Origin of the sequence: Corynebacterium jeikeium, from assembly GCF_000738175.1 — a bacterium.
Classification (GTDB): domain Bacteria; phylum Actinomycetota; class Actinomycetes; order Mycobacteriales; family Mycobacteriaceae; genus Corynebacterium; species Corynebacterium jeikeium_C.
Genome location: NZ_JFCH01000059.1, coordinates 123,134 through 140,988 on the forward strand (window position 1 = coordinate 123,134; position 17,855 = coordinate 140,988).

The 17,855-nt window shown below is 65.8% G+C and carries 18 protein-coding genes; all 18 read left to right on the plus strand.

Annotation, left to right across the window (positions count from 1 at the left end):
• Positions 1-104 precede the first annotated feature (104 nt).
• On the plus strand, positions 105-425 hold the full coding sequence (mihF, locus tag JQ46_RS10120; RefSeq protein ID WP_005294871.1) for an integration host factor, actinobacterial type: 321 nt from the start codon (positions 105-107) through the stop codon (positions 423-425).
• A 2-nt stretch (positions 426-427) separates the two neighbouring features.
• The gene (gene gmk / locus JQ46_RS10125) at positions 428-994 is read left to right on the plus strand and encodes a guanylate kinase (RefSeq protein WP_034987948.1); all 567 of its coding nucleotides are present in this window, start codon (positions 428-430) and stop codon (positions 992-994) included.
• Positions 995-1,090: 96 nt separating this feature from the next.
• The gene (gene rpoZ / locus JQ46_RS10130; protein WP_034988049.1) at positions 1,091-1,372 is read left to right on the plus strand and encodes a DNA-directed RNA polymerase subunit omega; all 282 of its coding nucleotides are present in this window, start codon (positions 1,091-1,093) and stop codon (positions 1,370-1,372) included.
• 20 nt (positions 1,373-1,392) lie between these two features.
• Entirely contained in the window at positions 1,393-2,649 is a 1,257-nt protein-coding gene (coaBC, locus tag JQ46_RS10135; RefSeq protein WP_034987952.1) for a bifunctional phosphopantothenoylcysteine decarboxylase/phosphopantothenate--cysteine ligase CoaBC, read from the plus strand.
• A gap of 93 nt (positions 2,650-2,742) precedes the next feature.
• Positions 2,743-3,969, plus strand: a complete 1,227-nt coding sequence (gene metK, locus JQ46_RS10140; protein ID WP_034987955.1) for a methionine adenosyltransferase — start codon at positions 2,743-2,745, stop codon at positions 3,967-3,969.
• A 21-nt stretch (positions 3,970-3,990) separates the two neighbouring features.
• On the plus strand, positions 3,991-6,054 hold the full coding sequence (locus JQ46_RS10145) for a primosomal protein N' (RefSeq protein ID WP_051876329.1): 2,064 nt from the start codon (positions 3,991-3,993) through the stop codon (positions 6,052-6,054).
• A gap of 11 nt (positions 6,055-6,065) precedes the next feature.
• Positions 6,066-6,572 (plus strand): peptide deformylase, encoded by a 507-nt coding sequence (def, locus tag JQ46_RS10150; protein WP_011273586.1) that lies wholly within the window; start codon positions 6,066-6,068, stop codon positions 6,570-6,572.
• Positions 6,569-7,552, plus strand: coding sequence for a methionyl-tRNA formyltransferase (gene fmt / locus JQ46_RS10155; RefSeq protein ID WP_034987960.1), 984 nt, complete (start codon positions 6,569-6,571; stop codon positions 7,550-7,552). Before def ends, fmt begins: the two co-directional genes overlap by 4 nt.
• A gap of 4 nt (positions 7,553-7,556) precedes the next feature.
• Positions 7,557-9,077, plus strand: coding sequence for an RsmB/NOP family class I SAM-dependent RNA methyltransferase (locus JQ46_RS10160; RefSeq protein ID WP_034987963.1), 1,521 nt, complete (start codon positions 7,557-7,559; stop codon positions 9,075-9,077).
• A gap of 24 nt (positions 9,078-9,101) precedes the next feature.
• Positions 9,102-9,770, plus strand: coding sequence for a ribulose-phosphate 3-epimerase (rpe, locus tag JQ46_RS10165; protein WP_011273583.1), 669 nt, complete (start codon positions 9,102-9,104; stop codon positions 9,768-9,770).
• A 4-nt stretch (positions 9,771-9,774) separates the two neighbouring features.
• Entirely contained in the window at positions 9,775-10,839 is a 1,065-nt protein-coding gene (gene ribD / locus JQ46_RS10170) for a bifunctional diaminohydroxyphosphoribosylaminopyrimidine deaminase/5-amino-6-(5-phosphoribosylamino)uracil reductase RibD (RefSeq protein WP_034987966.1), read from the plus strand.
• Positions 10,840-10,905: 66 nt separating this feature from the next.
• Positions 10,906-11,547 carry a riboflavin synthase gene (locus JQ46_RS10175; protein ID WP_011273581.1) on the plus strand — a complete coding sequence of 214 codons (642 nt, stop codon included), beginning with the start codon at positions 10,906-10,908 and terminating at the stop codon, positions 11,545-11,547.
• A gap of 9 nt (positions 11,548-11,556) precedes the next feature.
• A complete protein-coding gene (locus JQ46_RS10180) occupies positions 11,557-12,819 on the plus strand; it encodes a bifunctional 3,4-dihydroxy-2-butanone-4-phosphate synthase/GTP cyclohydrolase II (RefSeq protein ID WP_011273580.1) in 1,263 nt (420 codons plus the stop codon).
• An 86-nt stretch (positions 12,820-12,905) separates the two neighbouring features.
• Complete coding sequence (ribH, locus tag JQ46_RS10185) at positions 12,906-13,334, plus strand: 6,7-dimethyl-8-ribityllumazine synthase (RefSeq protein WP_080561529.1); 429 nt, start codon at positions 12,906-12,908, stop codon at positions 13,332-13,334.
• A gap of 35 nt (positions 13,335-13,369) precedes the next feature.
• Positions 13,370-13,825, plus strand: coding sequence for a PH domain-containing protein (locus JQ46_RS10190; protein WP_011273578.1), 456 nt, complete (start codon positions 13,370-13,372; stop codon positions 13,823-13,825).
• Positions 13,818-15,890, plus strand: coding sequence for an excinuclease ABC subunit UvrC (gene uvrC, locus JQ46_RS10195; protein WP_034987967.1), 2,073 nt, complete (start codon positions 13,818-13,820; stop codon positions 15,888-15,890). Before JQ46_RS10190 ends, uvrC begins: the two co-directional genes overlap by 8 nt.
• Positions 15,891-15,900: 10 nt before the next feature.
• Positions 15,901-16,776 (plus strand): RNase adapter RapZ, encoded by an 876-nt coding sequence (gene rapZ / locus JQ46_RS10200; RefSeq protein ID WP_034987970.1) that lies wholly within the window; start codon positions 15,901-15,903, stop codon positions 16,774-16,776.
• A gap of 22 nt (positions 16,777-16,798) precedes the next feature.
• Positions 16,799-17,806 carry a gluconeogenesis factor YvcK family protein gene (locus JQ46_RS10205; RefSeq protein WP_005294829.1) on the plus strand — a complete coding sequence of 336 codons (1,008 nt, stop codon included), beginning with the start codon at positions 16,799-16,801 and terminating at the stop codon, positions 17,804-17,806.
• Positions 17,807-17,855: the final 49 nt, after the last annotated feature.

The following is a 17,855-nucleotide window of genomic DNA, read 5'->3' on the forward strand; positions in this document are numbered from 1 at the left end:
TATCCAGCGTTGCTTGGAATACCGTTTGGTCTCTACAGCATGCTGGTTATAGACCAGAAAAACTTTCCATCCTTTAAGACGAGAAAAATTTAACGGAGGCACCCGTGGCACTTCCCCAGTTGACCGATGAGCAGCGCGCAGCAGCGCTGAAGAAGGCAGCCGAGGCACGCAAGGCACGCGCAGAACTGCGCGAGAAGCTGAAGCGTGGCGGCACCGACCTGAAGCAGGTCCTGAAGGACGCCGAGACCGACGAGACCCTGGGCAAGATGAAGGTTTCCGCCCTGCTGGTTTCCCTGCCGAAGGTTGGCAAGGTGAAGGCCAAGGAGATCATGGAGCAGCTGGAGATCGCCGAGACCCGTCGTATCCGCGGCCTGGGTGACCGTCAGCGCCGTGCGCTGCTGGAGCACTTCGGTTTCGAGGAATAGTCTTGAACCCGGACCTGAATAGCGGACGGATCGTCGTACTGGCGGGCCCATCTGCGGTGGGGAAGTCCACCGTCGTGCGGCGCCTGCGCACCGACGTTCCGGACCTGTTTTTCAGTGTGTCCATGACCACCCGCGACCCGCGTCCCGGCGAGATCGACGGCGAGGATTACATCTACGTCACCCGCGAACAGTTCGAACAGAACATTGCGGCAGACAAGATGCTGGAATGGGCGGAGATCCACGGAGGCCTACAGCTTTCCGGCACGCCGCGCGAGCCTATCGAAAAGGCGCTGGCTGATTCCCGTCCTGTGCTTGTCGAGGTAGATCTCGAGGGTGCACGTAACGTCAAGAAGATGCTGCCCGAGGTGCAGACCGTCTTCCTGGCTCCGCCGTCGTGGGAGGAGCTGGTTGACCGCCTGACCGGCCGTGGCACCGAGACTCAGGACGTCATCGAGCGCCGACTGCAGACTGCGAAGGTCGAGATGGCTTCGCAGTCCGAGTTTGACCACGTGGTTGTGAACGACGACGTGGATGAGGCCGTGGCGGCCATCAGCGACATCCTCCGCTAGTCGAGACGCAGAAGGGGCCGTGGCAAACACGCCAGTCCCGCGCTTTAAAGAACTGAATACATAATCAAACAACCCACCAAAGAAAAGGTGAATACCGTGGAAAACCAGGACGTGAATGCGAACGACAGCGTATTCGATCCTCCTGTAGGCATCACCAATCCACCGATCGACGAGCTGCTGACGAAGGTTTCCTCCAAGTACGCTTTGGTCATCTTTGCCGCTAAGCGCGCACGTCAGATCAACGACTACTTCCAGACGGTCGACGAGGGCGTCTTCGAGTTCGTCGGACCTCTGGTGACCCCGGATGTTCACGAGAAGCCGCTGTCCATCGCCCTGCGCGAGATTAACCGCGATCTGTTGGAACACACCGAGGGTTAAACCAGCTAGGCTGATTCGTTGTGAACGTTGCATCAGCTGAATTGAACACCAAGCCGCTCCGCGTCGTTATCGGCGTAGGGGGCGGCATTGCTGCGTATAAGGCCGCCCACCTGGTTCGCTACTTCACCGAACGCGGCCACCAGGTGCGGGTGATTCCCACTCGCTCGGCACTGAACTTTGTGGGTGCCGCCACCTTCGAGGCTCTTTCGGGCCAGCCTGTGGCGACCGATGTTTTTGACGCAGTGGACGAGGTACAGCACGTCCGTCTGGGGCAGGAGGCCGACCTGATTGTCGTGGCTCCGGCCACCGCAGACCTGATGGCCCGGATCGCCCACGGGCGTGCCGACGATCTGCTTACAGCCAGCTGCCTGGTTGCCACGTGCCCCGTGGTGCTGGCTCCGGCGATGCACACCGAGATGTGGCTGAACCCGGCGACCGTGGACAACGTTGCAACACTGCGCCGCCACGGCCTGACGGTGCTGGATCCCGCCCACGGGCGGCTCACGGGTAAGGATACCGGCGCCGGGCGGCTGCCAGAGCCGGAGCAGATCGGCGAGCTGGCGCTCACCGTCCTGGCAGACCGGGAGGCCTTTACCCGCGACCTCGACGGCAAGAAGGTCGTCATCAGTGCGGGTGGCACGCACGAGCCACTTGATCCCGTACGCTACCTCGGCAACGCATCCTCGGGCCGCCAAGGCTACGCATTGGCCGAAGTTGCCGCCCAGCGCGGCGCCGAGGTCACCCTGGTGGCCGGTGTCACCGAGAACCTGCCCACTCCCATCGGCGCCGATGTCGTGCGTGTGAAGACCGCCTGCGAGATGCAGCGGGCCGTCATGGAGCACGCACCCAATGCCGACGTTGTAGTCATGGCCGCGGCGGTTGCCGACTACCGCCCGGCAGAGGTGGCGGGGTCGAAGATGAAGAAGGGCTCGGAAGCTGACCTGTCGACCATCCAGCTGACCGAGAACCCGGACATTCTCGCGGGCGTGGTTGAAGCGCGCAGGCGGGGAGACGTGGCGTCCACAACAAAGATCGTGGGCTTCGCGGCAGAAACCGGCGACGAAAACAGTACCCCGCTCGACTTCGCCCGCAAGAAGCTCGAGAAGAAGGGCTGCGACATGCTGATGTGCAACGCAGTGGGCGACGGCAAGGTCTTCGGACAGCCGGATAGTTCGGGCTGGATTCTGCGGCCGGACGGTAAGGTCACCGAGGTGCCGCAAGGGCCCAAGACCGGGGTCGCTGCCGCTATCTGGAAGGCCGTGTGCGAGACTCTCTAGGCAGCTACGTGACAAATACAGACAGCTTGGTCTAGTATGTGTCCATCGACTTAAAAGTCTTCAGTAATTCAAACGTATTAAAGGAAAATCCACGTGTCTTTGCGCCTGTTTAGTAGCGAGTCCGTCACCGAAGGGCACCCCGACAAGATCTGCGATGCGATCTCCGACAAGATCCTCGACGCACTGATTGCTAAGGACCCCGAGGCGCGCGTGGCCGTTGAGACCGTCGTGACCACCGGCCTGGTGCACGTCGTCGGCGAGATCCGCACCACCACCTACGTAGAGATCCCCGCGCTGGTGCGCAAGACGCTGCTGGAGATCGGCTTCAACAGCTCCGACATGGGCTTCGACGGCTCCACCTGTGGCGTCAGCGTGGCCATCGGCGAGCAGTCCCAGGAGATTGCCCAGGGTGTTGATACCGCCCTCGAGCACCGCTCGCACGACGCGGAAGGCGGCACGGAGCTGGACGAGATCGACCGCCTCGGCGCCGGCGACCAGGGGCTGATGTTCGGCTACGCCACCAACGAAACCCCGGAGTACATGCCGCTGCCGATCGCGCTGGCACACCGCTTGTCCCGCCGCCTGACGGAGGTGCGCAAGAAGGGAATCGTCCCGCACCTACGCCCCGACGGCAAGACCCAGGTGACCTTCGCCTACGACGCGGAAGGCGCCCCGGTGCGCCTGGATACCGTCGTTGTCTCCACGCAGCACGACGCAGGCATCGAGCAGGAGTGGCTGCACGAGCAGATCCGCACTCACGTCGTACAGCACGTGCTGGACGAGGCGGGCTTAAGCGGCAACCTGGCGGATACTGACTACACCCTGCTGGTGAACCCCTCCGGCTCCTTCGTGCTGGGCGGCCCGATGGGCGACGCAGGTCTGACCGGCCGCAAGATCATCGTCGACACCTACGGCGGCATGGCCCGCCACGGCGGCGGTGCCTTCTCCGGCAAGGACCCGAGCAAGGTGGATCGCTCCGGCGCCTACGCGATGCGCTGGGTTGCCAAGAACATCGTCGCCGCCGGCCTGGCCGACCGCGCCGAGGTTCAGGTGGCCTACGCAATCGGACGCGCGACCCCGGTGGGCCTGTACGTGGAGACCTTCGGCACCGAGAAGGCACCGGTCGAGGCGATCCAGGATGCCGTTCGCCAGGTGTTCGACCTGCGTCCGGCCGCGATCCTGCAGGAGCTGGACCTGAAGCGCCCGATCTACGCCCAGACCAGCGCCTATGGCCACTTCGGCCGCACCGACCTGGACTTGCCGTGGGAGCGCACCGACAAGGTGGATGCACTGCAGAAGGCCGTCAACGCAGCAAAGTAGGTTGAGCAGGTTATAAGCACCGTGGACCAGCCCGTCGCCCGCGTACTGCCGATGCTCGGTGTGCCGCACCTTGACCGGCTTTTCGACTACGCGGTGCCCGCGGACATGGACGCGCATGCCCAGCCGGGAGTGCGCGTCCGCGTTCGTTTCTCCGGCCGTTTGGTCGACGCGTTCGTCATTGAGCGCCGCCGCCGAAGTGACCACCCTGGCGAGCTGCGCCAGCTGGAGCGCGTAATCAGCCCCATCCAGGTTCTGCCGAAGCCCCTGTGGGAGCTCGTGAACACCCTGGCCGAGCGCTACGCGGGCGTGCGTTCGGATATCTTGCGCTCCGTCGTGCCCTCCCGCCATGCTTCGGCCGAAAAAGCGGGGTTGTTCGCCGACGGCGCGGCCTGGGTAGATCTCGGGGCCAAGCTGCAATCTGTCGAGCAGGCCGCCGCCGATTCCTACGCCGCCGCCGTGGAGGCTTTGGCGCCCTACACTCACGGCGCGGCGTACCTGTCCGCGCTTGTCGAGGGCAAGGCCGCGCGTGCTTGTTTATTGACGCCCCCAGGCCGCGACATCCCCACCCTCATCGCGGCCATCACCGCCGCCGTGGCCTGGAATACGCAGGGAAGTGTGCTGGTGGTGGCTCCCAATCAACGCCTGGTGGATCGACTGGTGGCGGGGCTGAAGGAGCACATGAACCCCGCACAGGTGATGGAGCTAACCGCGCAGGTGGGGCCGAATGCGCGCTATCGCCGCTACCTCTCAGTTCTCGCGGGACAGGCGCGCGTGGTGGTGGGCACGCGCTCTGCGGCGTTGCTGCCCGTCGTCGCGCCCCGACTGATGGTTCTGGTGGGCGAGGCTGACGACAACCTGGTGGATCCTCGCGCCCCGTACATTCACGCGCGGGAGGCGCTGGCGTTGCACGCGCAGCGCACCGGGGCGGGGCTACTGATCGCCGGGGTGCATCGCTCGGCCGAGGTGCAGCAGTGGGTGGATAGCGGGCTGGTGTGTCCGCTGCTGCCCACGCGGGAGGTACTGCGCGAGGCGATGCCGTGGATCCGGGGTATGGGGGAGACCGACAGCGCGACAGAGCGGGAGCTCCACGCGCCCGGGGCGCGCATTCCCTCCATGGGCTTCGAGGCTCTGCGCGAGTGCGTGGATAACGGCGTGCCCGCGTTGGTGCAGGTTCCGAGGCGGGGATACGCGCCCGCGCTGGCGTGTGCAAAGTGCCGCACGCCCGCCCGCTGCCGGCACTGCAACGGGCCTTTGGAGTTGTCCACGAGCGCCGAGGCCGCCCCGCCGCGCTGTCGCTGGTGTGGCCAGACTGCCGGGCTGTTCACGTGTTCCGCCTGCGGCAACCACAGCGTGCGGCTGTCCGTTATTGGCCACGACCGGACGGTGGAGGAGTTGGGGCGGGCATTCCCCGGGGTGCCGATCATCGCCAGCGGCGGCAAGCACGTGGTGGATAGCGTGCGGCTGCGCAAAAGCATCGTGGTGGCCACGCCTGGCGCAGAACCCACCGTGGAGGGTGGCCTGTATGGCGCCGCGATCCTGGTGGACCCGTGGATCCTGCTGGGCAGGCAGGATCTCCGCGCCGCAGAGACTGCGCTGCGGCACTGGATGGAGGCCGCCGCCCTCGTCGCGCCACGGAGCCAAGGCGGCAAAGTGGTCTTCGCCGGGCCAGCGAACCTGCCGACGGCTCAGCAGCTGATCCGCTGGGATCCCGTCGGATCCGCGCGCGCGGAGCTGGCGCACCGGGCCGAGGCCGCCTTCCCGCCCGCCTTTAGCGTGGCCGCGATCGACGGCACCACCTCTGCCATCGAAGCGCTCGAGGCGGCGTGGGACTTGCCCGAAGGCGCGGAAACGCTGGGGCCGGTGGAGCTGCCACCCGGCGTGCGCCTGCCCGCGGGGATCGACCCCCACGACCCGCAGGCCAGAAGGTCCGCACGCAGGCTGCTGGTGCGCGTGCCCGCCGACCAGCGGATAGCCCTCGGCCAGGCCTTGCGCAGCGCCCAGTCGGTGCGGACCATCCACCGGGGCTCTCGAGCTGCCCAACCGGAGGCCTTGCGGGTTGTCATGGATCCCGTGCGCATCGGTTAGGGTTAATAACCATGACCGTGCTTAACATGCGCTACTTCGGGGACCCGGTACTCAAGACCGTGGCAGACCCCGTCAAGCCAGAACAGATTCAGGATGCCGGAACCCGGCGACTGGTCGAGGACATGCTAGAAACCATGGATCACTACGGGGGAGTGGGCCTGGCCGCCAACCAAATCGGCATTACCCGCCGTATCTTCGTTTTCGACTGCGACGGCGACCGCGGCCACGTGATCAACCCCACCTGGGAGGCGGTGGGCGAGGAGACCCAGACCGGCGGCGAGGGTTGCCTTTCCATCCCCGACGTCCACGGAGACGTCACCCGCGCCCAGCGCGTGCGCCTGCGCGGGGTGACCGTGGACGGCGAGCAGGTGGATCGGGAGGTCACGGACCTTATGGCCCGTTGCGTGCAGCACGAAACCGACCACCTGGACGGGGTGCTGTTCATTCAGCATCTCTCAACCGAACAGCGCCGCGAGGCAATGAAGCAGATCCGCGAATCGGAGTGGTTTAAGCAGTGAAAATCGTCTTTGCCGGAACCCCGGAGCCGGCCGCCGTTGCCCTCGAGCACCTCATCGCCGATGAGGGCATCGAGGTCGTTGCGGTGGTTACCCAGCCGGACGCCAAGAGGGGGCGCGGCCGTAGCCTACGCCCATCGAAGGTCGCGGAGGTCGCCGAGGAGGCTGCCATCCCGACCTACAAGTGGCCGAGCCTCAAGGCCGGAACCGAGTCGGGTGACGAGGCCCGCGCCGTACTGGGGGACCTCGCAGCGCAGGGGGTAACCGCAGCCGCGGTCGTGGCCTACGGCAACCTGATCCCCAAGGACATCCTCGACGTTTTTGAGCACGGCTGGGTGAACCTGCACTACTCGCTGCTTCCACGCTGGCGCGGTGCCGCGCCCGTGCAGGCCGCCTTGGCGGCGGGCGACGAGACCACTGGCGCCTCCATCTTCCGCATCGAGGAAGGCCTGGACACCGGGCCAGTTGCCGCCCAACTGACCCAGAAGATCGGCCTTGAGGACACAGCAGACGATCTGCTGGCCAGCTTGACCTACGCCGGCCGGGAACTGTTGGCCGATACGCTCGTCGCCATGGACGAGGGCAAGGCCGAGCTCTCTGGGCAGGACGACGCGCAGGCCACCCACGCGCCAAAGATTCATCCCGCTGACGCGCAGATCGATTGGTCCCAACCTGCCGAGGTGATCCAGCGGGTTGCCCGCGCCCACACCCCGGCTCCGGGTGCGTGGACCCTGCTGGACGGCCAGCGATACAAGATCGGCATGCTGCTGCCCAGCGATCCTGCGGACGTAGCTGAGCTTGGCCCTGGCGAAGTGGTGGCGTCACCAAAAAAGGTTTTCGTTGGCACCGGCACCGGCCCGCTAGAGATCACCCGCATCCAACCGCCGGGCAAGAAGATGATGGAAGCTGCGGCGTGGGCGCGCGGGCAGCAGGAGCTGCTGGCGGGCCGCCCGACGTTCAGCGCGCGGGAGACGGGGGAGTAAGGCCATGGGAGGCTTCAGGTCTCGTTCCGAATCTGCTCGCAGTGGCGAGGGACAGCGCAAAAGGGCGACGGGCTACCAGCAGCGCCGGCCCGAGCACAAGCAGCGAAAGAGCAGGTCGCGGGGCTCCGGCGACAAGGTGCGCGACGTGGTCTTCGGCGTGCTGCGCGATGTCACGGTCGACGGTGCCTTCGGCAACCTCGCACTGCCCAAGGCGCTGCGGGAGGCGGGCATCAAGGGTCGTGACGCCGCATTTGCGACCGAGCTAACCTATGGCACACTGCGGGCGCGGGGGTTGCTGGACGCGATCATCGAAGACGCGGCCGGCCGCAAGATCGAGAAGATCGACTCGGTGGCGCTGGACGCCCTGCGACTGGGCGCGTATCAGATCCTGCGCACGCGGGTGGAAAACCACGCCGCGGTGAACACCTCGGTGGAGTTGGTGAAGGCCTTCGGAGCAGGCCAGGCCTCCGGGTTCGTCAATGGCGTGCTGCGCGCGCTGACCCGCAAGAAGCCAGAGACATGGATTGAGCGCGTGGCGCCCGGCGACAGCCTGGCCGACCTAGCCCTGCGCAATGCGCACCCCGAGTGGATCGCCGAGGTCTTCGCCGACGCGCTGGGCGTGGAGCTCGCGACTGATGCCGGCCGCGCCGATCTAGAGCGCACCCTGGCTGCCGATGACGCCCGCCCGATCGTGCACCTGGCCGCCCGCCCCGGGCAGATCAGCGGCGAGGAACTGGCGCTGATCACCGGCGGCACGGAGGGCAAGTTCTCTCCCTATGCGGTGTACCTGGACGAGGGCGCCCCAGGCGAAATCGCCCCTGTGCGCGAGGGGATGGCCAGCGTGCAGGACGAAGGCTCCCAGCTGATCGGCCTGGCCACCACCCGCGTTCCCGTGGCCGACAATCTGCCCGCCCGCTGGCTGGACCTGTGCGCCGGCCCCGGCGGCAAGACCGCCTTCATCGCCTCAGTGGCCATGTCGGAGCAGGCCACCGTGGATGCAATCGAGATCGCAGATCACCGCGCCAAGCTGATTGAGCAGACGACCCGCGACCTGCCCGTGCGCGTGCATGTCGGCGACGGCCGGAAGCTGGAATCTATCGGCGACCTGGATGCCCCGGAGGGCGGCTTCGCGCGCGTGCTTATTGACGCGCCCTGCTCCGGCCTGGGCGCGCTGCGCCGCCGCCCGGAGGCTCGCTGGACAAAGGATCCGCAGGACGTCGCCCCTCTGGTCACTTTGCAGCGCGAGCTGCTGGTCAGCGGCCTTGCGGCCACCGCCCCCGGCGGCGTGGTGATCTACTCCACCTGCTCGCCGCACCCCAAGGAAACCTCGGAGGTCGTCCGCTCCGTCGCAGCCCGCACGGGCGCGGAGATCCTGGACGTCACCGAGTTCCTGCCCGAACTGGCAGAGACGAACATTGCCCAGACCGCGCCGTTTGTGCAGCTCTGGCCGCACATCCACGGCACGGACGCGATGTTCTTCGCCGCCCTGCGCCCCGCCAACAACAGCACAAACACAAGCCGATAGTCCGACAACAAGAAAGCCCAACCCATGTCCGATTCCCGCACCCCGCTGATCGCCCCGTCCATCCTCGCCGCCGACTTCGCCAACCTTGCCCAAGAGGTTGCCCGCGTGCCGAACGCCGACTGGCTGCACATCGACGTGATGGACAATCACTTCGTCCCGAACCTTTCCTTCGGCCTGCCCGTGGCCAAGTCCCTGCTGCCGCACACGGACAAGCACCTAGACGTGCACCTCATGATCGAGAACCCCGAGAAGTGGGCGGAGGACTACGCCGACGATTTTCACTCCGTGACCTTCCACTTGGAGGCCGTTGCGGACGTCGATACCGCGATCGCCCTGGCCGATAAGCTGCGCGGTCACGGCACGATGGCGGGCATCTCCATCAAGCCCAACACCCCGGTGGAGCCGCTGTTGGACCACCTGGATCGCTTCGACCTCGTGCTCGTCATGAGTGTGGAACCCGGCTTCGGCGGCCAGAAGTTCATGCCCGAGGTGCTGGACAAGGTCCGCAAGCTGCGCAGCCGAATCGATGCCGACGGCCTGGATACCCTCATCGAGATCGACGGTGGCATTGGGGCTGAGACCGCCGCCGAGTCCGCCGCCGCGGGCGTGGACGTGTTCGTCGCTGGCTCCAGTGTGTTTGGCAAGCCGGACCCCGCCGCGGCGGTCGATGAGATCCGCGCCAGCGCCAAGTAGCTCTATGGATCTTTCTCTTTTTTCTGACGCCCACAGTCTCGGCTGGCAAGCTGCCCAGCTAGCCAGCCCGAACCCGCCGGTGGGCGCGGTGATCGAGGATCCCTCTGGGCAGGTGGTGGGACGCGGGTTCACGCAGGCCCCCGGCGGCGCGCATGCGGAGGTCGTCGCCCTGGAGCAGGCCGGCGAGAAGGCCCGGGGTGGTCGGGCGATCGTCACCCTGGAGCCCTGCAACCACACTGGTCGCACCGGCCCGTGCGCCGAGGCGCTCATCCGCGCCGGTATCCGGCGGGTGGATTTCCTCTTCGCGGATCCAAACCCCACCGCCGAGGGCGGCGCCGCCACGCTCCGCGCCGCGGGCGTGGAGGTTCACGGCCCCTACCTGCCGAACCCCACGACCAGCGACGCGGCGATACTGCCCGCGTGGTCGGAGGTGTACAGCGTGGAGCCCTGGTTGATATGCATGGCCCAGCAGCGCCCGCACGTGTGCCTGAAGATGGCCTCCACGCTGGATGGACGGGTGGCAGCCGTGGATGGAACCAGCCAGTGGATCACCGGCGAGCCGGCGCGAGTGGCAGTACACGAGGATAGGACGCGCCGCGACGCGATCCTGGTGGGCACCGGAACCATTGTGGCGGATAACCCGCGGCTGACCGCCCGCGATGCCGACGGGCGACCCTTCCCCGAGGAGCTGCAGCCGCTGCGGGTGATCATGGGGATTAGCGACATTCCCGCGGACGCGGCGGTGTTCGCCACGCCCGGGCGTGCCCTCCACCTGCATACCCGCGACGTCCACGCGGTGCTGGCGGAGCTCCGGAAGCGCGACGTACGCACCCTACTGGTGGAAGGCGGAGCTCAGGTAGCCGCAGCCTTCGTGAAAGCCGGCGTAGTGGACGAGGTTCAGTACTACGCTGCCCCGGCAGTATTGGGAGCGGGGGTGGCGTCACTAAGCGATAGCGAGAACAGCCTCGGCCAAACGATCGGGGACATCCGGCGCTTCGTCCCGCGTGAGCTGCAGGTTTTCGGCCAAGACCTGCGCTGGACGCTGACCGCGCCCGGCCATACCCCCTGATACTGGGATCAACCCACAGTGGGATAATGTGTATGTAATCACATACACAAAATTTAAGGAGCGCGTATGTTCACCGGAATCATCGAGGAGGTCGGGCGGGTAGCCGCGATTGAAGAAGCCGGGGATGCTTTAAGGATGCGCTTCACGGCTCCGGGTGTACTGGAGGACGCCAAGCGCGGCGATTCCATCGCAATCAACGGCGTGTGCCTGACCGTGGCCGAGCTTTCGCCCGAGGAGTTCACCGCCGACGTGATGCAGGTGACTCTGGACTACAGCGCGCTGGGCAGCGTTTCTGTCGGCGACCGGGTGAACGTGGAGCGCGCCATGGCCAGCGGCCAGCGCTTCGGCGGGCACATCGTGCAGGGGCACGTGGACGGCACCGCGACCTTGCAGGAGCGCCGCCCCTCGGAGCACTGGGAGGTGTTCCGCTTCCAGCTGGAGGATCCCCAACTGGCGCGCTACGTGGCGAAGAAGGGTTCCGTGGCGATCAACGGCACGTCGCTGACCGTGGCGGAGGTAGCCGAAGCAGGCGGGTCTGGCTCAAGTGAGGCGTGGTTCGAGGTCTCCCTGATCCCGACCACCCTGGCGGACACGATGCTGGGGGATCTGAACCCGGGCGATACGGTGAATGTGGAATGCGACGTGCTGGCAAAGTACGTCGAGCGGCTGGCACAGCACGGCGCGCAGGAAGATCAGTACAAGGCATAAAGGGCACCAATGAGCACGAGCGAAAATAGCGAACCCCAAGACATCAAACTGGATTCCGTGGAGCGCGCCATCGCCGACATCGCGGCGGGCAAGGCCGTGGTGGTCGTCGACGACGAAGACCGGGAAAACGAGGGCGACCTCATCTTCGCCGCGGAGCTGGCCACCCCGGAGCTGATGGCCTTCATGGTGCGCCACAGCTCTGGCTATGTCTGCGTGGGAATGGATAGCGCCGACTGCGACCGCCTGGGTCTGCCGCCGATGGTGGCCCGCAACGAGGACGTCCGCGGTACGGCCTACACCGTCACTGTGGACGCCGCCGAGGGCGTGGACACCGGCATCAGCGCCACCGACCGTGCCCGCACCGTGCGCCTGCTGGCCGACCCTACGTCCACCGTCGCCACCTTTAACCGTCCCGGCCACGTGGTGCCGCTGCGCGCCAAGCGCGGAGGCGTGCTCGTGCGCCAGGGCCACACCGAGGCCGCGGTGGATCTGGCCCGCGCGGCGAACCTGGCGCCCGCCGGCGCGCTGTGCGAGATCGTCTCTAAGGAAGATCCCACGACCATGGCCCGCCTGCCGGAGCTGCGCCGCTTCGCAGACGAGCACGACCTGGCGCTGATCAGCATCGAGCAGCTGCAGGACTGGCGCCGCCACCACACCCAGACCCTCGAGCGCGCCGTGGAAACCCGCCTGCCGACCGTTCACGGCAACTTCCGGGCCATCGGCTACGTCAACATCATCGACGGCACGGAGCACGTGGCTCTGGTCAAGGGCGATGTGAGCGCAGTCAGCACTGGCAGCGAGGAGCCAGTTCCGGTGCGCGTGCACTCCGAGTGCCTGACCGGCGACGTCTTCGGTTCCCGTCGCTGCGACTGCGGGGACCAGCTTTCCGCTGCCCTGGACTACATCGAGGCCAAGGGGCGGGGAGTGGTCATCTACCTGCGCGGCCACGAAGGGCGGGGCATCGGGCTACTGCCGAAGCTGCGCGCCTACGTGCTGCAGGACGAGGGCCTGGACACCGTCGACGCAAACCTGGAGCAGGGTCTTCCGGTAGACGCCCGCGAGTACAGCGCCGCCGCGCAGATCCTCAAGGACCTGCAGGTTCATTCGGTCGCGCTGATCTCTAACAACCCGGACAAGATCCACGACCTGGCCAGCCACGGCGTGGACGTGACCAAGCGCATCCCGGTGGAGCTCAACGCCAACGAGGACAATGTGGTGTACCTGCGCACGAAACGCGACCGCATGGGCCACCAACTCGATACCCTGGACTAGAACACGCTAGAAGATAGAAGGAGCCCCGCACCGTGGCACACAACGGAGTCGCCGACGTCCAGCTCAAGGCCGGTTCTGCCTATGGCATGACCGTGGCCGTCATCAGCGCATCCTGGAATGCCGATATCACCGACCAGCTGCACGAGCACTCGATCGCCGCCGCCAAGGAAGCCGGGGCGCAGGTCTCGGAGTGGCGGGTCGCCGGGGCACTGGAGCTGCCGGTTGCCGTCGCCGCAGCATGTAAGCGTTTTGACGCCGTAGTGGCGAACGGCTGCGTAATCCAGGGGGAGACCGAGCACTTCCGCGTGGTCTGCGATGCCGTTACCTACGGCCTGACGCGCGCGGGCATGGACTCGGGCACACCCGTCGGCAACGGCGTGCTGACCGTCGATACCCATGAGCAGGCGGTGGACCGTGCGGGTGGCGTCGATGCGAAAGAGGACAAGGGGCGCGACGCGGCAGTCGCCGCTATCCACACCGCTCTGGTGCTACGCCAGATCGAGCGTGGCGTTTAGGGGCTACCACCCCGGACAGAGTAGGGTGGATTGCCGTGAGCGATAAGGAGAATTGGGAGCTGGAAGTATCCTCGCCCTTCCTAAAGAAGCTGGCGTGGATTCTGGTCGTGCTGATCATGGCGGTGCACATCTTCATGGCCATCGTCGTGGCTGTGGGCGATACCGGCGTGACGGTGACGAAGGCCGATCAATGGGGGTTCATCGGCATCGGCCTGGTCTTCTCTTTCGTAGCGCTATCCCTGCTGCGCCCGCACGTCAAGGTGAACAGTGAGGGCGTGGAGGTGCGCAACATCGTGAACGGACAGTTCTACCCGTGGGAGATCATCCACGGGCTGTCCTTCCCGCAAGAGGCCAAGTGGGCGCGCCTGGAACTGCCCGACTTTGAGTTCGTGCCGATGATGGCGCTGAACATCTACGACAAGCAGCTGATCGCCCAGCGTGTAGAGGACTTCCGCCAGCTGGAGGATCGCTACATGCCTTTCGATGACTAGCGTTTCCTACCGCCCCGAGCCCGGCAGCATCCCCACCGACCCGGGGGTATATACCTTTCGGGACGCCCACGAGCGCGTCATTTACGTCGGCAAGGCCAAGAACCTACGCGCCCGGCTGTCCAACTATTTCCAGGATCTCGACCAGTTGCACCCGCGCACCCGGGCGATGGTGCAGTCCGCCAACCACGTGCAGTGGACGGTTGTTTCCAGCGAGCTGGAAGCGCTGAACCTGGAATACACCTGGATCAAGCGCTTCAACCCCCGGTTCAACGTGATGTATCGGGACGACAAGACCTATCCCATGCTGGCGATCAGCGTGAAGGAGCAGATCCCGCGCGCATTCATGTACCGCGGGCCCCGGCGCAAGGGCGTGCGTTACTTCGGGCCATACCCCAAGGCGTGGGCGATCCGAGAGACCCTCGAGTCGCTGACGCGCGTGTTTCCGATCAGAACGTGCTCGGCTGGGGTCTATAGGCGTCACGAAGCATTGGGAAGACCCTGCCTACTGGGCTACATCGATCGCTGTAGTGCCCCGTGCGTCGGCAAGATCACCCCGGAGGATCACCGCGCGCTGGTGGATCAGTTCTCCAGCTTCCTGGCGGGCAACACCGAGCCCGTGCTGCGCAGGGTGCGCAAGGAGATGGAGCAGGCCAGCGAGAACCTGGACTTTGAACGCGCCGCATCCTTACGTGACCAGCTGCAGGCCATGCAGAAATCCATGGAGCGGCAGGCGGTGGTGTTCTCCGACAACACGGACGCAGACCTCATCGCCTTCGTGGCCGACGAGCTGGAGGCCGCGGTGCAGATCTTCCACGTCCGCGGCGGGCGCATCCACGGCCAGCGCGGCTGGGTGGTCGAGCGCGAAGACTTAAGCGAGGAGAAGCTGGTCGCGGACTTCATCACCCAGTTCTACGGCGAGACCGCGGAGCTGGCGAAGGCGACGGAGACTCAGGTGGGTGGTGCATCCGGCCCAGAGGTGAATCGGGACCTGGCGCGCGCCATCAACCCGGCCGCCGCACAGGACTTGGGCGACCTGGTGGGTGACGTGCAGGTAACACCCGTGCCCCGCGAGATTCTGGTTCACGCGATGCCGGACGATGCCGACGACCTGGCGGCGTGGTTGACGAGCCTGCGCGGCTCCAATGTGCAGATCCGCGTGCCGCAGCGCGGCGACAAGAAGGCGCTGATGACCACCGCGGAGACGAATGCCACGCAGGCGCTGGCGCAGCACAAGCTGAAACGGGCAGGCGACATCACGGCCCGCTCGGCGGCGCTCAAGGAACTGCAGGAAGCACTGTGGATGGACGAATCCCCGCTGCGCATCGAGTGCACCGACATCTCCCATATCCAGGGCACCGACGTGGTGGCCAGTCTGGTGGTCTTCGAGGACGGCCTGCCGAAGAAGGCCGACTACCGCCGGTACAAGATCCGCGACGCAGCGGGCGACGGGCATTCCGACGACGTCGCCAGCATCGCGGAGGTCGTGCGGAGACGATTTAAGCGCTATCAGCAGGACAAGTCCGCAGTGCCTGCGGGCGACGATGCGGGCGATCTGCTGGAGGGCGAGACCGAGTTGGAAGACAACTCCGCGGAGGGCACAGACCCAGCCACGGAGAAGCGCAAGTTCGCCTACCCACCGCAGCTTTTCATCGTCGACGGCGGCCTGCCACAGGTAAACGCCGCCCAGGAGGTTCTCGACGAGTTGGGCGTCAACGACGTCACTCTGGTGGGTATCGCCAAGCGCCTGGAGGAGATCTGGGTGCCGGGGGAGGAGTACCCGATCATCGTGCCCCGCAATTCTCCCGCGCTGTACCTTGTGCAGAATCTGCGCGACGAGGCGCACCGCTTCGCCATCACGTTCCACCGCCAGCAGCGCAGCGCCCGCATGCGCCGCAGCAAGCTGGACGACATTCCGGGTCTGGGGCCTAAGCGCCGCAAGCAGCTGGTCAAGGAGTTCGGCTCCGTGGCGAGGGTCAAGGAAGCCAGCGTGGAGGACATCGCCGCCCTGCCGGGCTTTGGCCCCAAGTTGGCGCAACTCATTCACGACGCGCTGAATGCTGAGTAGGATCGGGGACATGAGCGCATCAACGCAGCAAGAGCCCAGTTTGATCCTGATTACGGGCATGTCCGGGGCGGGGCGTCGAGCCACCGCCGCAGCCCTGGAGGAGCTCGGGTGGTACGTCGCCGACAACCTCCCGCCCGAGCTCATTGTGCGTATGGTCGAGCTCAGTTTCTCTGATGATTCGCCGATCGAGAAGCTGGCGATCGTCACCGACGTGCGCTCCCGCGAATTCGCCGGCAACCTCACCAGCGTGCTGCACGACTTGCACACCGGGGGCCGGCGCCCGACGGTGCTGTACCTGGATGCCACCGACGAGGCGCTGATCGCTCGTTTCGACGCGGTTCGCCGCACCCACCCGCTGCAGCAGAAGGGCACGTTGCAGGACGGCATCGACCGAGAGCGCGAGATGCTGACCAGCATCCGTGAGCGCGCCGACATTGTGCTAGATACCACCAATCGCAGCATCCACGACCTGCGCCGGGAGCTGGAGAAGTTCTTCGCCGCAGCCGACCACTCGAGCGTCCGCATCAACGTGCAGAGCTTCGGCTTCAAGCACGGTCCGCCGAAGGACATCGACATGTTGCTGGATGCTCGCTTTTTGCCGAACCCTTACTGGGATCCGGAGCTGCGGCCCTTTAAAGGTATTGACGCCCCCGTCTCTGACTTCGTGCTGTCGCAGCCAGGCGCGCAAGCGTTCCTCGACCACATCGTCGGGCTCATCCATTCGGTGCTGCCGGGCTATCGCAAGGAGGGCAAATTCTTCGTCTCCGTGGCCATCGGCTGCACGGGTGGGCACCACCGCAGCGTGGCAATCGTCGAGGAACTAACCCGCAGCCTGGCCGACGACGGGGTGCTGGTAAACCTGTCCCACCGGGATCTGGAACGTTAGGGAAGGGGATCGGAGACTAACCATGAGTACTTCCGAGAAGCCCGGCAAGCCCATTGCGAACATCGCCTGCCTCGGCGGCGGGCACGGGCTGTTCAACACGCTGCGTTCGGCGCGCACCATTGCCGACTACGTTTCCGCCATCGTGACGGTTGCCGACGACGGCGGCTCGTCCGGCCGGATCCGCCGCGAGTTGGGATCGCTTCCGCCGGGAGACCTGCGTATGGCTCTGGCGGCATTGACCCGTGACAATGAGCGTGGGCGCATGTGGGAGGAAGTCCTTCAGCATCGCTTCGGAGGCTCCGGGGCGCTGAAGGGCCACGCGCTCGGCAACTTCCTCATCACCGGCCTGGCCCAGGTGATGGGCAGCGAGATGGAAGCCCTCGACGAGATCGGCCGCCTGCTAGGCATCGAGGGGCGCGTGATCCCCATGAGCAACGAGCCGCTGGACCTCGAGGCCGAGGTGCTGGGGCTGGAAGAGGACCCCCGCGAGGTCGTGGCCGTCCGCGGCCAGGTGGCGGTTGCCTCCACCCTCGGCGAAGTGCGCCGCGTAAAACTGTACCCAGAGAACCCGCCGGCATCGAAGGAAGCCGTGGAGGCGATCCGCAATGCCGACCTGGTATCCATGGGGCCGGGCTCCTGGTTCTCGAGTGTCATCCCACACCTGCTGGTGCCGGAGATCGTGGACGCCCTGAATCAGACAAAAGCCGTCAAGGCCCTGGTACTGAACCTAGTTCCGGAACCGGGGGAGACCGCGGGCATGTCCCTCGAACATCACATCCATATGGTGCGTCAGCACTGCCCGAGCCTGCAGATTGACGTTGTCATCGTCGATCTGTCAACGATGCCAGTGGCCAGCACTCGGCGTCATATCGATAGAGCCGCAGCAGCATTAGGCGCCAAGGTCATCTACCGCGACGTGCGGGAGGACGACAACCGGGGACGCTGGACCGACCGACACAACCCGGCGAAGCTTGCCGCTGTGTTGCAGGAAGTATCCGGAGGAGTGAAGGACCTGCCAGAGCGGGAATAGCTTTCCCAGCTATAATCAGATGCTTTGAGCACTAGATGCGTACGACCAA

Excerpts from the sequence above, each read along its gene's own strand:
- def (WP_011273586.1), top strand. The coding sequence starts at position 6,066 with ATGACCGTGCTTAACATGCGCTACTTCGGGGACCCGGTACTCAAGACC.
- JQ46_RS10160 (WP_034987963.1), top strand. The coding sequence starts at position 7,557 with ATGGGAGGCTTCAGGTCTCGTTCCGAATCTGCTCGCAGTGGCGAGGGA.
- rpe (WP_011273583.1), top strand. The coding sequence starts at position 9,102 with ATGTCCGATTCCCGCACCCCGCTGATCGCCCCGTCCATCCTCGCCGCC.
- ribD (WP_034987966.1), top strand. The coding sequence starts at position 9,775 with ATGGATCTTTCTCTTTTTTCTGACGCCCACAGTCTCGGCTGGCAAGCT.
- JQ46_RS10175 (WP_011273581.1), top strand. The coding sequence starts at position 10,906 with ATGTTCACCGGAATCATCGAGGAGGTCGGGCGGGTAGCCGCGATTGAA.
- JQ46_RS10180 (WP_011273580.1), top strand. The coding sequence starts at position 11,557 with ATGAGCACGAGCGAAAATAGCGAACCCCAAGACATCAAACTGGATTCC.
- ribH (WP_080561529.1), top strand. The coding sequence starts at position 12,906 with ATGACCGTGGCCGTCATCAGCGCATCCTGGAATGCCGATATCACCGAC.
- uvrC (WP_034987967.1), top strand. The coding sequence starts at position 13,818 with ATGACTAGCGTTTCCTACCGCCCCGAGCCCGGCAGCATCCCCACCGAC.
- rapZ (WP_034987970.1), top strand. The coding sequence starts at position 15,901 with ATGAGCGCATCAACGCAGCAAGAGCCCAGTTTGATCCTGATTACGGGC.
- JQ46_RS10205 (WP_005294829.1), top strand. The coding sequence starts at position 16,799 with ATGAGTACTTCCGAGAAGCCCGGCAAGCCCATTGCGAACATCGCCTGC.